We start from the raw sequence: 14057 nt of genomic DNA, 5'->3' as shown, positions 1-14057 counted from the left end.
CGCTGCACCGGATGGCCGACCCGGCGCGCGACGCTCCCGGGCAGTCCGTACGGTGCCGTTGCGGGGGGCTACCCGAGCGAGAGGTATTCACTGGCATGGCTGGGAAGTTCGAACTGTACGTGGACGAGCAGGGCCTCCACCGCTTCCGTCTGAAGGCGAGCAACGGCTCGATCGTGGTGACCGGAGACCCGGAGGAGTCCCGCGAACAGTGCCTGAAGAGCATCGAGTCGATCCGGAAGCTCGCGCCGTACGCGCAGCTCCAGGAGACCGGCGCCAACGCGTGACCCGGACGGCGTGAGCGCAGCGCACGATCAATGCGGTCACAGCGCACGACCGGTATGTGCGCCGGGTACGAACGGCGTACGCGCCGGCCCGTGCAGCGCGAAACGCCCGCGAGACGACTGCGAGACGCCCGCGAAAACGCCGGTGCATCACAACGGGCCCGTACCCGGGGCCCCTGTGGCGAGCCTGTGACCGACCCGTCGGGTTGTCACGGGCTCGTCGCCACATCGGCTCCCCGGCCCGGCCCTGCGGCATGCTGGGGACGGCAGATGCGGACCGGGCAAGGGGGTTGGCGATGGCAGGGCGTGAACTGTTGGCGGCGGCAGGGGTGCTGTTCCCGGACGAGCAGGGCCGGGTGATGGTGGTCCGGGTGTCGTACCGGACCAAGCATCCGATCGAAGTGCCGGGCGGCGGCTGGGACGCGTCCGACCCGTCACCCCGGCACACCGCCGTCCGGGAGATCCAGGAGGAGTTGGGCATCACCCCGGTGCTGCGCGAACTCGCCTGCCTGGACTGGTCGCGGGACCACCACCGGCCGCCCATCGCGGCGTTCCTGTACTGGGCCGACCCGCTCACCGAGGCGCAGCGCGAGCAAATCCGCTTGGAGGCCGAGGAGTTGGACGCGCTGGTGTACCTGACGCCGGAGCAGCTGCTGTCGGCGCTGCCGCCGCTGCTGTCCCGGCGGGTCGGGTCGTGCGTACTGGCGCCGCGTTCGGCGGCGCCGTTGGAGCTCGCGGACGGCCGGCCGGTCGGGCACACCGCCCTGCACCTGCGTCCGTGGCCCGCCCCGGCGTACACCGGCCCGGCCGGGATCGCGGCGCTGCTGCCGCCCGGCGGTGACCGTCCCGCCCCGCCGCCGCCGATGGACCGGGACACGTACATCGCGAGCCGTCCGCGGATCCGGGCGAAGGCGCGGACGCTGTTCACGGACGAGCGCGGCCGGGTGCTGCTGGTGCGGTTGACGCCGTGGAACGGCGAGTCGGTGTGGGTGCTGCCCGGCGGCTCGATCGAGGCGGACCGCGAGCTGCCCCGGGAGGCCGCCCGGCGGGAGACCCTGGAGGAACTCGGCTGGCAGCACGAGCCCGGCCGGCTGCTGGCGATCGACTGGGTGCCCGGCTTCGGTGACGAACTCCCGCGCACCGTCCTGATGTTCGACGGTGGGACGGTGACCTCCGAGCAGCTGTCGGCGATCCGCCTGCAGGAGGAGGAACTCGCCGAGTGGGGGCTGTTCACTCCCGAGGAGGCGCAGCGGGTGCTGCTCCCGGCCACCGCGCAGCGGCTGGCGGCGTGCCTGGCCGTCCGTGACCTCCCGCCCGGCGCGGGCCCGGCCGAACTGGTGAACGGCGTACGGCAGTCGGGGTCGCCGCTGGTCGCCGAGCCGGGTGGGTCGCACGGGTAACGGCGGGCAGAATCGACGGTACGGACACGTGGTCGATCGGGAGGCAGCGATGGAACAGGCGGCGGGGCTGGGCCTGGACGGGTGCGTGGTGCGGTCGCTGGGCGGCGGCGACCGGCTGGTGCTCCATCTCGACGGCGGGTTGCTGCTGACGGTGCGCAATGACTTCCGGCTGCTGCGCGGTGCGAAGGTCGACCACTTCTACCCCGCGCTCGGCGTCACCGCGTCCGGTGCCCTCGGTGTGCTGGCCCACGCCACGGTCACTGGAGCCACCGTCACCCTCGCGGGGGGCCTGCGCCTCAGCTTCGACACCGGCCACATCCTGGCCGTCGCTCCCGACCCGGCCCCCGGCGTCCCCGTCCACCCCTGGCAGCTCGCCTCCCCCGCCGGCCCCCTGTTCACCGGCGGGCCCGACGGCGGGCCGGACGCTGGGCCCGACGGCGGGCCCGACGGCGGACCCGACAGCGGACAGGACGGCCGACCGGACGGCGGGCCGCCTGCTTGAGCGGGGGCGAGGTAGGCCGGAGGTAAAAGGCTCGTTAAGCTCCGACCATGATCATCTCTCCCGCCCGCACCACGGTCTTCGACATCGACGGCACGCTCTGCTTCGACGGGAGGACGATCGACACCCGGATCATGGACGCCCTCGACGCCTACGAGCGGGCCGGCCACGAGCTGGTCTTCGCCTCCGCCCGGCCGATCCGTGATCTGCTGCCCGTCCTCGAAGGGGCGTTCCCCGGCGCGACGCTGATCGGCGGCAACGGCAGCCTGGTCTCGGTCGGCGGGCGGGTCCGGACGCGCGCCGCGTTCTCGGTCGGGAAACTCGCCACGCTGCTGGCCGAGGCCGAACGGTTCAAGGCCGGCTACCTCGCCGACGGCCCGTGGGACTACGCCTACACCGGCCCGGCCGACCACCCGATCCTCGGCCGCATCGACCAGAACCGGGTGGCCCGCCGCGTCGAGATCGCCGAACTCCCGGCCGTGGTCAAGTTCCTGGTGGTCTCCGCGACCGACCTGCCCGCCCTCGCCGCGTCCTGCCGCGCCCTCGGGCTGTCCGTCAACCACCACCTCGACGAGGCGATCATCGACTTCGCCCCCGGCACCACCGACAAGCGCGAGGCCCTGGTCTCCCTGGGCATCGACCACTACAACGCCTTCGGCAACGACATCAACGACCTCTCCCTGCTCCGCGACGCCCACCACGCCGTCCGCGTCGGCACCCACCCGGCCCTCGACGGCATCGCCGCGGTGACGGTCGCCCCGCACCCGGAGGCCGTCGCCGCGGAGATCCTGCGCCTGGCGGCTGCCACCGCCTGAGGAAGGTGTGGGGGCGTGCGGTCGGCGGTCGGCAGCGCCGGTCTTCGCCGCACGCCGCACGCCGTCGCCGAGCGGCGTGCGGAGCCCCCGTCCTCGCGCGCGCTCACCCGCCCCACGGTTCCCGGTGGCCCGGCGGCCGTGGCGGCTCGTCCATGTGCCCGTGCTGGTAGGCCCAGGCGGCGAGCTCGACCCGGTTGCGGACGTCGAGCTTCAGCTGCGCGGCGGCGAGGTGCTTCTTGACCGTGCCGAGGGAGATGTACAGGCGTTCGGCGATCTCGGCGTTGGTGAGCCCCTCGGCGGCGGCCCGGACGGTCGTCAGCTCGCGCTCCGACAGCGGGTGCCGGCCCGAGGCGGGGAGCGGCGGGCGGACCCGGTGGGAGGTGAAGTGCCGCAGCAGGCGGACGGTGATCTGCGGGGAGACCATCGCCTCGCCGCGGGCGGCGGCGCGCACGGCCTCGATGAGCATGGTGGGGCCGGCGTCCTTGAGCAGGAAGCCGACCGCGCCGCCGTGCAGGGCCTCGTGCACGTACTCGTCGAGGTCGAAGGTGGTGACGACGATGACGCGCAACCGGTCCGGGACGCCGGGGCCGGCGAGTCGGCGGGTGACGTCGAGTCCGGTGATGCCGGGCATCCGAATGTCCAGCAGGCACACGTCGGGGCGGTGGTGCTCGGCCAGGCGCAGGGCCTCGATGCCGTCGTCGGCCTCGGCGACGACCTCGATGTCGGGTTCGGCGTCGAGGATGTAGCGGAAGCCGGTGCGGACCATGCGCTGGTCGTCGGCGAGCAGGACGCGGATGGTCATCGCAGCGCCACCCCGTCGATCGCCGGAGCCCGCCGCCCGGGCCGGTCCGCCGCACCGGGCCGGTCCGCCGCACCGGGCAGGTGGGCGGTGACGTGCCAGCCGGAGCCGGATGCGGCCGGTCCGGCGTGGAAGGTGCCGCCGAGCAGCTTGGCACGCTCGGCCATGCCGATCAGCCCGTAGCGGTCCCCGTAGCCTTCCCGGTAGCCGTCCCCGGCGGGGGTGCGGACGGGGCCGCGACCGTCGTCGTGAACGTCCAGGCGCAGCCACCCGCCCCCACCGTTGACCCGGACGGTGATCCTGGTGGCGCCGCGGGCGTGGCGGTCGGCGTTGGTGACGGCTTCCTGGGCGATCCGCAGGACGGCGGCGGCGATCTCGGCCGGTGCGCCGTCCAGTTCCTCCTCGCCGCTGACGGCGATCTCGGGGCGGTGGCCGTTGCCGGGCCGGGCGAGGGCGGTGAGCCGACGGGCCGGGGAGTCCGCGTCCTGGCGCGGGTGTTCGCCGTCGCGGAGCGCACCGACCAGGCGGCGCATGGCGGTCAGCGCGTCCGCCCCGGCGTGCTCGATGTCGGCCAGGGCGGTGCGCAGCAGTTCGGGGTCGCGGGCGGCGATGTGCTGGAGCGCCTGGGCCTGGACGACGATGCCGGTGACCTGGTGGGCGACGACGTCGTGGAGGTCCCGCGCGAGCGCGTTGCGTTCCTGGCGCACGGCGCGTTCGATGTGCCAGGCCCGGTGCTCCGCCCGCCAGCGCAGCAGCAGTCCGGGGCCGAGCAGCACCAGTACCAGCAGCGCGTTGTCCACGTCGTACGGCCCGCCGGCGCGCCCGGCGGCGGCCAGCAGGGCCGCGAAGGAGGCCAGCGCCGTGCCCGCGATCACCGGCGGCCGGCACCGGCGGGCGACCAGCGGGAGCAGCAGGGCGAGGGCGAGCGCCTCGGTGAGGCCGATCGGCCGGTGGGCGGTGGGCAGCAGCCGGTAGCCGGCGGAGGCCGCGAACGAGACCAGCAGCGCCCCGGCGGCGGCTGCCGCCGTTCGCGTCCCGCCGCAACGGTGGGCGGGGAGCGGGCGCAGTGCCCAGAGGACGAGCGATCCCATCGCGGCGCCGGAGACCAGGAACAGCGCGTCGCCGACGGGTCCCGGGCGCATGCCCCACCAGCGGTCGAGGTCGGTGAGCAGCGCCGGCAGCAGGGCGACCGCGACGAGGAGGGCCGGCAACGGGCGGGCGGCGGTGCCCTCGCGGACGGGAGCGGACGGACTGGCTGCCGGTCGGTTGTGCATGCCGCCACCGTACGCGTGGGCGAAGGCGCCGGGGGTGGCCGATCGGCTACTTCGAAGCGGGCCGGTCGGCTGCTGCGTCACCCCGCTGACCTGGGTGAACGTGAAGCTCGTCAATCCGCGGCCCGGTCCGCCGGCCGCCGCCCGCACCTCCTGGAGGAATCCCCGTGCCCCTGCCCGGAACCACCCCGCGCCCTCCCGGCAAGGCCTCCGGTGACGTCGGCCCCGACGGCGTCCGTCCCCGGCCCGCCGGGCTCGGCACAGCCGCGCGTTGGACGGTCGTCGCCGCCGTCGTCGCCGCGCTGGCCGCCTTCGCCGCCGGCCCGCGCAGCGCGCCGATCGCCGCCCACCGCAGTGGTGACGCGGCGTTGGCCGAGCGGGTCGCCGGTCTGCTGCCGGACGGCCAGGGAGCGGGCGGCTCGGTGGGTGTCTCGGTCGCGGTCGTCGATCACGGCACCGTCACCAGGGCCGCGCTGGGCACCACCGACGGCTCGACCCCGGTCACCCCGGACACCGCGTTCGAGACCGGCTCGGCGCAGAAGGTGCTCACCGCGAGCCTGCTCGGCAGCCTCCTGGACGCCGGGAGGATCAGGCTCACCGACACCGTCGGCGCCCTGTGGCCCGAGTACTCCTTCGCCGATCCGGCGGTGGCCGGCATCACCGTCGGGCAACTCGCCACCCACACCGCCGGCCTGCCGTCCTTCCCGGCCGACGGCCCGCGCTTCCCGCTCGCGATGGCCGGCTATCTGCTGGGCGGCAACGGCTACTCGCTGCTCCAGGACCCGGTGCGCGCGCTCGCCGGCCTGACCGGCTCCGGGCCCGGGCCGGACACCGCGTTCTCCTACTCCAACCTCGGCTACGCCGTCCTCGGCGAGACCCTCGCCAAGGTGGACGGCCGCGACTACCCGACCGCGCTGCGCGAGCGCGTCCTCGCCCCGCTCGGCATGGACCGCACCACCGTCCGCACCGCCCCCGGCACTCCGGACCGGGCTGCTCTCCCGTTCCACACCGCCGGCACACCGGTCGTACCGTGGACCAACCCCGGCTGGGCGGCGGTCGGCACCGGCACCTGGACCACCAGCGCCGACCTCGCTGCCTTCCTGGCCGCCAACGCCGCCCCGAACCCGCCCACCGCGCTCGCCCTCACCCACACCCCGCACGCCGCCGTCGCCGACTACGCCGACCGCGACGGGCACATCGGCCTGGGCTGGCAGCTCTGGAACGCCGGTGGCACGACCGTCCGCTGGCACAACGGACTGACCAACGGCTCCCGCGCGTTCGTCGCCCACACCACCGACCAGCGCGCGGTGGTGGTCCTCACCAACTCCACCCGCACACCGGCCGAGCGGATCGGCTTCGCCCTGCTCGGCGTCGATGCCCCCGAGTTCGAGGAGCCCCAAACCCCGCACCCCGTCCTGCTCGCCGCCACCGGACTGCTCGCGGCCGGCGCGCCCGCGCTCGCCCTGCTCGGCGTGGTGCGGCCCCGCCGCGCCCGCTTCTCCCGCCCCCTGGACCGTCTCAAGGCCGTCTCTCTGCCGCTGACCGCCGCCACCTGCTGGCTGCTGGCCCTGCGCAGCGGCGAGTGGGGGCACGTCCCGGGCGTCCTGTGCGCGATCGGCGCGGGGCTGGTGGCAGCCACGGCCGCCGAGTCCGTCCGTCGCTGGCCCGCCCTGCCGACGGCCCGGGGCCGGTACCCGTGGCTGCGTGCCCTCACCTTCGCGCTGCCCGTCCTGCCGCTGGCCGTGCTGTTCTGCACGACGGCGGTGATCACCGTCAACCTGCCCTGAACGGCGCCGGGCTGCGCTGCAGTTCACCGTCCCGCCCGCGCGCCTCGAAACCTTCGGGCGTGCGGGTGCGTCACTAGGATGGCCGCTGATCGGGGCGGGTTGGGCAAGGTAGGGGGCGGGTTCATTGTTCGGCATCATCAGGCCGTGTCGGCACCGGTTGTCGGAGCGGCTGCACGCGTCGTGGCTGGCGCACCTGTGCGGCCTGTGTCTGGCATTGCGGGACGATCACGGGCAGTTGGCGCGGACGGCGACCAACTACGACGGCCTGGTGATATCCGTGCTGGTCGAGGCGCAGTCGCCGCGCGCCGCCGCGCGCCGGACGGCGGGGCCGTGCCCGCTGCGCGGGATGCGGACGGCGCCGGTGGCGCGCGGCGAGGGGGCGCGGCTGGCGGCGGCGGTCTCCTTGGCGCTGGCGTCGGTGAAGATCCGTGACCATGTGCTGGACGGGGACGGGGTGTTCGCGCGCCGGCCGGTCGCGGCGGGGGCGCGGCGAATGACCCGGCGCTGGGAGCGGCAGAGCACGGGCAGCGCGGCGGCGGTCGGGTTCGACACGGGGGTGCTGCTGGCGGCGGCCGGGCGGCAGGAGGAGGCGGAGCGGCTGGTGACGGCGGGCGGTCCGCTGCTGCTGGCGACCGCGCCGACCGAGGAGGCGACGGCGGCGGCGTTCGCGCACACGGCGGTCCTGGCGGGCCGTCCGGGCAACGCGGCGGCGCTGGCCGAGGCGGGCCGGCTGTTCGGACGGCTGGCGCACCTGCTGGACGCGGCCGAGGACCGGCAACAGGACGAGGCGCAGGGCCTGTGGAATCCGCTGACGGTGTCGGGTACCTCGCAGGAGGAGGCGCGGCGGCTGTGCCGGGACGCCGTGCACGGCATCAAACTCGCCCTGGCGGAGGTCGAGTTCACCGATCGGGCGCTGGTGCACCGGCTGCTGGCGCACGAGACCGGCGAGGCGGTGGACCGGGTGTTCGGCCGCACCGGACACGCGTGCGCGCACGCCGCGGCGCCGGGGACGGGCCCCGAGGCGCCGGTGAATCCGGACGCACCTCCGGGGCCGGAGAGGCCGCTGGAGCCGCAGAAGCCGCGCCGGGACACGATCGTGGGGTGCGCGGTCTGGCTGACCATGGCCTGCACGTGCCAGCTGCTGTGCTGCGAGCACGACAACCCGTTCTCCCGGGAGCGCCAGAAGGGGTTCTGTCAGCGCAACTGCAGTTCCTGCTGCGACTGTTGTGACTGCTGCAACGGCTGCGACCCGGACTGCTGCCAGTGCTGCAGCGGGTGCGACGACGGCTGTTGCAGTGGGTGCGACTGCGGGTGCGACTGTTCGTAGGCATGGAGGATCGAGAACGCGTGGAGCACATCATGGGTGACACCCCGGAGTTCGCGGCAGCGACCGAGCTCACCGGCTGGGGCTGGCCGGACGTCCTGGCCCTGGGCGGCGGCGCGGCCGACCCGTTCGAGACCACCTCGCTCGGCGTGACGTGGCGGCCCAAGGACCGGCACTTCGGCGTGTGGCACGAGGGCCGGGTGGTCGCGCACGCCGGGTTGGCGGTGGGCGCGGTGGAGGCCGGCGGGCAGCGCTTCGACGTCGCGGGCGTCGGCGGCGTCATCGTCGCCCCGGCCCTGCGCGGCCACGGCCTGGCCCGCCTCGCCGTCGCCGGGGTGCTGGACGCCGCCCGGGTCGACGGCCTGGACCGGGCGCTGCTGTTCTGCCTGCCGAGTCGCGCCCCGCTCTACCTCCGCCTCGGCTTTCTGCCCCTGCCCGAGCCGGTGACGGCCGACCAGCCCACCGGCCCGGCGCCCGTCCCGCTCGGCGCGATGTGGAAGCCGCTGACACCCGGGGCCGGGTGGCCCGACGGGCCGGTCCGGCTGCACTCGCTGCCCATGTGAGCGGCCGGGGCCGAGGTGGCCGGGCGGCGGTGATTCGCCGACGGGGCACGGCAGTTGGTCACTGGCCTACGGTGCCGGGCAGGAACGCGGACGACTGGCCGGCGGACACCCGGACCTCCTACGACACCGTCGCGGTCGACTACGCCGACCGCCTGCGCGGGGTTCTGGCCGGGGCGCCGTACCTTCGAGCCGCCCTGGCCCTGTTCGCCGACCTGGTGCGCGCCGCCAGGGGCGGGCCGGTGGGGGCAAGCCGGGGGGGGCGGGCCGGTGGGGCGGGCCGGTGGGGCGGGCCGGTGGGGGGCGGGCCGGTGGGGGGCGGGCCGGTGGCGGACGTGGGCTGCGGCCCCGGGCACGTCACCGACCGCCTGCGCGAGTTGGGGCTCGACGTCTTCGGGATCGACCTGCCGCCCGGGATGATCGAGGTGGCTCCGGCGCGAGCACCCCGGCCTGCGGTTCGAGGTGGGCTCGATGACGGACCTCGCCTCGCGGACGCCTCGGTCGCCGGACTGCTCGCCTTCTGGTCCCTGATCCGCCTCCCCGACGAGGCGGTCCCCGCCGTCCTGGACCGGTTCCGCGGGTGCTGCGCCCCGGCGGACCACTGCTGCTCGGCTTCCACGTCGGCATCGGGTCGCGCCTGAAGACGCAGGGCTACGGCGGTCACCCGATGCGGGCATGCGGGTCCACGTCCACCGCCGCTCGCCCGAGCAGGTGGCCGCGTGGCTGCGCGAGGCCGGGTTCACGGTGGAGGCCCACCTGCTGACCGACCCCGACGCGAGCGTGCCGGGGGCGATCCTGTTCGCGCGCCGTCCGGCCCACGGTGGCGGGAAATAAGCCTTCGGCCGTGAACCGACGACCGTTGCAAGGCTGTTGCCCACGCTGTGACAGGCGTCACGGGCCGGGCGGCCCGTGACGTGATCGACTCGTCGAATGTCTGCTTCCGCCGTGCGCCCCGCTGCCCTCTTCCTCACCGCCGCCGCCTTGCTCGCGGGCTGCGGAACGGTGACGGCCGGCGGCGGCGGGCCGGCCGCGCCGTCGGCGAGCGCGGGGCCGTGCGGGGTGCCGGTGGAGAGGCCGCTGGAGGGGTGGGTCCGGGACGGGGTGCGGATTCTCGCGGTGAACGACGCCTGCGCGGAGTTCGAGGTGACCAACGCGGGCAGCGAAACCGCGGACTTCTCGGTGCTGTTCGGGTGGACGGGCGTCGGCCAGCGGCTGCACACCAGCCCGACCGGCACGGTGCCGGCGGTACCGCCGGGCGCGACCGTCCGGGGCCGGGTCGAGCAGGGCACCCCGAACCCGGCGCGCGCCAACGCGTCCCAGCCGCCGATCATCCCGAACGTGAAGATCAGCCAGGTGCGCAGCGTCCCGACAGCCGAGGCGCCGTCGAAGGCCGGGCCGTGCCCGGCGTCGGGGGTGCGGCTGTACGCGGACCAGGGCGATTCGGCGATGGGGCTGCGGGTGATGGGCCTGCACCTCGTGAACTGCGGAACCTCGCCGGTGACGGTGAACGGCTACCCGCAGGTGCAGGCGCTGGACGAGAAGCACCGGCCGGTGGACGCCCTGCAGGTGCTCAAGGGCGGCGCGGCGATCGCGACCGGCACCGGCGCGGACACGCCGCCGCAGCGGATCACGCTGCGGACGGGCGAGGGCGCGCAGGCCATGGTGGTGTGGCGCAACACCAACGACAACCTCGCGATGGATCCGGTGAACGCCCCGTACCTGCGGGTCCGCGCGACGCCCGACGCGGCGCCGGTGATGGTGACCCCGGAGCTGGACCTCGGCACCACCGGCCGGCTCGGCGTCGGCGCGTGGGTACAGGAGAGCGTCACCTCCTGAGCGGCCCGGCGCCCGGCGCCCGCACGGCACGCCCGCCCGAGCGCCTCGGAAAGCGCTTGCCAGAGCCAACCGGAAACCGCTTTCCCGCCGCCCCCGGAAAGCGTCTTCCACCCCCACCCCCGACGCGGCGCCGGTGATGGTGACCCCAGAGCTGGACCTCGGCACCACCGGCCGACTCGGCGTCGGCGCGTGGGTACAGGAGAGCGTCACCTCCTGAGCGGCCCGGCGCCCGCCGCCCGCACGGCACGCCCGCCCGAGCGCCTCGGAAAGCGCTTGCCGGAGCCAACCGGAAACCGCTTTCCCGCCGCCCCCAGAAAGCGCTTTCCACCCCGGCCCCCGGCCCGCTCCGCCGCCGAAACCCGCTACCGCTACCCGACGTGCACGCGCGGCCGCCGGCTGCGGTCGGGCTCGGCCTCGCGCAGCACCTCGCGGGTGACGGGTGCGACCTCGCCCTGACCGAACAGGAAGAACCGCAGGAACTGGGCGAACGGGCTGCCCTCGGTCCACTCGAAGTAGATGTGCGGGAGCTGGCCGGTGGTGTCGCGCACGTGCAGCAGTATCGCCGCGAGCGCGTTCGGCACGCTGGAGTGTTCGAGCGTCAGCACCCGGTAGCGATCGTGCAGCACCTCGCCGTGGACCTTCAGTTCGGCCTCGAAGTCGGACGGATCGAGCACCGTGACCTCGACGAACACCAGGTCGTCCTCGGCCGGGATGTCGTTGTCGGCGCGGATCTGGTGCACCTTGTCGCGGTACTCGGTGAGGTCGCGGGTGGAAGGCTTGGTGGCGATGAAGCGGATCGTGCGGTGCGCGGTGTCCCGCACGAAGCGTTCCGCGACCTCGTCCAGCTGGACGTCGGTGACCCGCAGTTCGAAGGCCCGGGCGAGCCGGGAGGCGAGCGAGACCAGCACGATGCCGGCGATGAAGCAGGCGCCGATCTTCACGCCGTCGGGGCGTTCGGCGATGTTGATGATGGTGGTGTAGACGAACACCGCGGCGATGATCGCGAAGCCGATGGTCCACTTGTGCTGCCGAGCGGCCCGGGCGGCGATGGTGACGGCGATCGCCGCGGAGGTGATCAGCACCAGCACGCCGGTGGCGTACGCACCGCCCTGCTTGTCGACATTGGCGTCGAACAGCCAGGTGACCAGGAAGGCGATCGCGGTGAGCACCAGCACCATCGGGCGCACCGCGCGGGCCCAGTGCGGGGCCATGCCGTAGCGCGGCAGGTAGCGGGGCATCAGGTTGAGCAGTCCGGCCATCGCGGACGCGCCGGCGAACCACAGGATGGCGATGGTGGACAGGTCGTAGACCGAGCCGAACGCGTTGCCCAGGTAGTGGTGGGCCAGGTACGCGAGGGCGCGGCCGTTGGCGGGGCCGCCGGCCTTGAAGTCGTCGGCGGGGATCAGCAGCGTGGTGATGAAGCTGGTGGTGATCAGGAAGCAGCTCATGATCACGGCGGCGGTGGTGAGCAGCTTGCGGGCGCCGCGGATGCGTCCGGTCGGCCGGTCCTCGGTGTCCTCGGGGTCGCCCTCGATGTGCGGCATCACCGCGACACCGGTCTCGAAGCCGGACAGGCCGAGCGCGAGCTTGGGGAAGACCACCAGGGCGACGCCGATCATCACGATCGGGTTGCCGTGTTCCGCGCTGAGGGCGTGCGTCCAGTCGGTGATCACGGACGGGGCGGTGACGACGTGCCACAGGCCGACCGCGACCACCACCACGTTCAGTGCCAGGTAGACCGCGACCAGCACGACCGCGACGCCGATCGCCTCGCTGAAGCCCTTCAGGAAGACGCCGCCGAGCAGTGCGATCAGCAGCAGCGTGATCAGCACTTGGTGGCCGCTGAGCGCGCTGGTCAGGTGCGGGTTCTCCACCAGGTGGGCGGTGGCGTCGGCGGCGGACAGCGTGATGGTGATCAGGAAGTCGGTGGCGGCGAAGCCGAGCAGCGCCAGGACGAACAGCTTGCCCTTCCAGAACGACAGCAGCCGTTCCAGCATCGCGATCGAGCCTTCGCCGTGCGGGCTCTCCTGGGCGACCCGCCGATAGACGGGCAGCGCGCCGAGCAGGGTGACGGCGACCAGCACGATGGTGGCGATCGGGGAGAGCAGCCCGGCGGCGAGGGCGGCGATGCCGGGCTGGTAGCCGAGGGTGGAGAAGTAGTCCAGGCCGGTCAGGCACATCACCCGCCACCAGCGCTGCCCGTGCTGCTGGTCGGTGGCCTGGGCGTGCGGGCCGGGGTGCTGCTTGGCCATGTCCGACAGGCCTTCCAGCAGCCAGGCCCGCAGGCGCTCGCGCGCCGAGCCGGTGTCCGCGGGGGCGGAATCGACCACTGTGCTGCTCCTGTCGCGAGGTCGGATGCCCCGGGCCGCCGGACGATCCGGCCCACCGGGCGGACTCCCACGTCAATGTAGGTCACCTCCGCCACCGTCCAGGGCAGGCTGGAGCGTAACGTCCCCCATCTGCCCAGGTCGGCACCGGTCCCGGCTGCTTGACGTCCCGTTGGGGCGGCCTTGACGCGCTGTTTGCCCGGCCGGTCGGATACGAAGCGGGGCGGCCGCCACCGCTCCCCCGTCGCCCGCCGGACGACACCCGACCGTTCGAGCACCTGCGGAGGTCGGCTGTCAAGGGCCGAGCGGCCCTGGTTCGGGGCCGGTCGGAGGCAGAGGCGCCTGTCGGTCTGCGGGTACGGTTTGGCAGACTGCAGGGTGTCTGCGTCCGGACGCCGGTCCGGACGTCCGCGATGCGCGAGGAGAGTTGCTGCCATGTCCGAGGGTTCGGCACCGATCAGGGTGTTCCTGCTGGACGACCACGAGGTGGTCCGGCGCGGGGTGCACGACCTGCTGGACTCCGAGCCCGACCTGGAGGTGGTCGGCGAGGCCGGCACGGTCGAACAGGCTCTGGCCCGGGTGCCCGCGCTGCGCCCGGACGTCGCGGTCCTCGACATGCGGCTGCCCGACGGCGACGGGGTGTCCGTGTGCCGCGAGTTGCGTTCACGGATGCCGCAACTCGCCTGCCTGATGCTCACCTCCTTCGACGACGAGGAGGCGCTGCTCGACTCGATCATGGCGGGCGCGGCCGGCTACGTGCTCAAGCAGATCAGCGGCACCGACCTGGTCACCGCGATCCGCACCGTCGCCTCCGGCCAGTCCATGCTCGACCCGGGCGCGGCGACCCGGCTGATGGCCCGCCTGCGCGGCGAGGCCCCGACGCCCGCCCCCGACTTCCCCAACCTGACCGATCGGGAGCGGGAGATCCTGGCGCTGATCGGCGAGGGCCTCACCAACCGGCAGATCGGCGAGCGGGTGTTCCTCGCCGAGAAGACCGTCAAGAACCACATCTCCCGCCTGCTGGCCAAGCTCGGTGTGGAGCGCCGGGTGCAGGCCGCGGTGATCGCCACCCAGACCCTGACCGCGCACTCCTCGGAGCGCGGCGCCTGATTCCCCTGTGGTTCCGCGCCACCACGGGTGCTGTCGGGGCCGCTCGCT

General features: G+C 74.2%; 14 protein-coding genes. 11 read left to right on the top strand and 3 right to left on the bottom strand.

The features are described 5' to 3' along the window. The first annotated feature begins 95 nt into the window (after nucleotides 1-95). From ACFV18_RS08800 to ACFV18_RS08785, 4 genes are all read left to right on the top strand, one after another. A complete protein-coding gene (locus ACFV18_RS08800) occupies nucleotides 96-284 on the top strand; it encodes a YegP family protein (protein WP_380480747.1) in 189 nt (62 codons plus the stop codon). A 293-nt stretch (nucleotides 285-577) separates the two neighbouring features. Further along, the gene (locus ACFV18_RS08795) at nucleotides 578-1681 is read left to right on the top strand and encodes an NUDIX domain-containing protein (RefSeq protein WP_380480745.1); all 1104 of its coding nucleotides are present in this window, start codon (nucleotides 578-580) and stop codon (nucleotides 1679-1681) included. 49 nt (nucleotides 1682-1730) lie between these two features. Then, nucleotides 1731-2183, top strand: a complete 453-nt coding sequence (locus ACFV18_RS08790) for a DUF6188 family protein (protein WP_380480743.1) — start codon at nucleotides 1731-1733, stop codon at nucleotides 2181-2183. Between the two features lie 47 nt (nucleotides 2184-2230). Beyond that, on the top strand, nucleotides 2231-2995 hold the full coding sequence (locus ACFV18_RS08785) for an HAD hydrolase family protein (RefSeq protein ID WP_380480741.1): 765 nt from the start codon (nucleotides 2231-2233) through the stop codon (nucleotides 2993-2995). Nucleotides 2996-3098: 103 nt separating this feature from the next. Here ACFV18_RS08785 and ACFV18_RS08780 read toward each other — a convergent pair whose 3' ends face one another. Both ACFV18_RS08780 and ACFV18_RS08775 read right to left on the bottom strand, forming a co-directional pair. Further along, nucleotides 3099-3797: a response regulator gene (locus ACFV18_RS08780; RefSeq protein WP_380480739.1), complete on the bottom strand. Its 699-nt coding sequence runs from the start codon at nucleotides 3795-3797 to the stop codon at nucleotides 3099-3101. Further along, nucleotides 3794-5068 (bottom strand): sensor histidine kinase, encoded by a 1275-nt coding sequence (locus ACFV18_RS08775; RefSeq protein WP_380480737.1) that lies wholly within the window; start codon nucleotides 5066-5068, stop codon nucleotides 3794-3796. The genes ACFV18_RS08780 and ACFV18_RS08775 overlap by 4 nt, the downstream gene beginning before the upstream one ends. A gap of 164 nt (nucleotides 5069-5232) precedes the next feature. Between ACFV18_RS08775 and ACFV18_RS08770 the strand changes: the two genes are divergently transcribed. The 6 genes from ACFV18_RS08770 to ACFV18_RS08745 all read left to right on the top strand — a co-directional run bounded on the left by ACFV18_RS08770 (nucleotide 5233) and on the right by ACFV18_RS08745 (nucleotide 10572). Beyond that, nucleotides 5233-6852, top strand: a complete 1620-nt coding sequence (locus ACFV18_RS08770) for a serine hydrolase domain-containing protein (RefSeq protein WP_380480735.1) — start codon at nucleotides 5233-5235, stop codon at nucleotides 6850-6852. Nucleotides 6853-6976: 124 nt separating this feature from the next. Beyond that, nucleotides 6977-8179, top strand: a complete 1203-nt coding sequence (locus ACFV18_RS08765) for a DUF5685 family protein (RefSeq protein WP_380480733.1) — start codon at nucleotides 6977-6979, stop codon at nucleotides 8177-8179. Nucleotides 8180-8211: 32 nt separating this feature from the next. After that, nucleotides 8212-8739 (top strand): GNAT family N-acetyltransferase, encoded by a 528-nt coding sequence (locus ACFV18_RS08760; RefSeq protein ID WP_380480731.1) that lies wholly within the window; start codon nucleotides 8212-8214, stop codon nucleotides 8737-8739. A gap of 71 nt (nucleotides 8740-8810) precedes the next feature. Next, nucleotides 8811-9377 (top strand): class I SAM-dependent methyltransferase, encoded by a 567-nt coding sequence (locus ACFV18_RS08755; RefSeq protein WP_380480729.1) that lies wholly within the window; start codon nucleotides 8811-8813, stop codon nucleotides 9375-9377. Nucleotides 9378-9411: 34 nt separating this feature from the next. Next, nucleotides 9412-9570 (top strand): hypothetical protein, encoded by a 159-nt coding sequence (locus ACFV18_RS08750; RefSeq protein WP_380480727.1) that lies wholly within the window; start codon nucleotides 9412-9414, stop codon nucleotides 9568-9570. A gap of 96 nt (nucleotides 9571-9666) precedes the next feature. Further along, nucleotides 9667-10572, top strand: a complete 906-nt coding sequence (locus ACFV18_RS08745) for a DUF4232 domain-containing protein (protein ID WP_380480725.1) — start codon at nucleotides 9667-9669, stop codon at nucleotides 10570-10572. Between the two features lie 368 nt (nucleotides 10573-10940). On the opposite strand, the gene ACFV18_RS08740 is transcribed toward ACFV18_RS08745, so the two are convergent. Then, a complete protein-coding gene (locus ACFV18_RS08740; RefSeq protein ID WP_380480954.1) occupies nucleotides 10941-12824 on the bottom strand; it encodes an amino acid transporter in 1884 nt (627 codons plus the stop codon). Between the two features lie 510 nt (nucleotides 12825-13334). Between ACFV18_RS08740 and ACFV18_RS08735 the strand changes: the two genes are divergently transcribed. Continuing rightward, on the top strand, nucleotides 13335-14009 hold the full coding sequence (locus ACFV18_RS08735; RefSeq protein ID WP_380480723.1) for a response regulator: 675 nt from the start codon (nucleotides 13335-13337) through the stop codon (nucleotides 14007-14009). The last annotated feature ends 48 nt before the right edge of the window (nucleotides 14010-14057 follow it).

Origin of the sequence: Kitasatospora sp. NPDC059673, assembly GCF_042734215.1 — a bacterium.
Lineage (GTDB): Bacteria > Actinomycetota > Actinomycetes > Streptomycetales > Streptomycetaceae > Kitasatospora.
The sequence above is the reverse complement of the archived record's forward strand: the minus strand, read 5'-3'. Positions and strand labels throughout refer to the sequence as shown.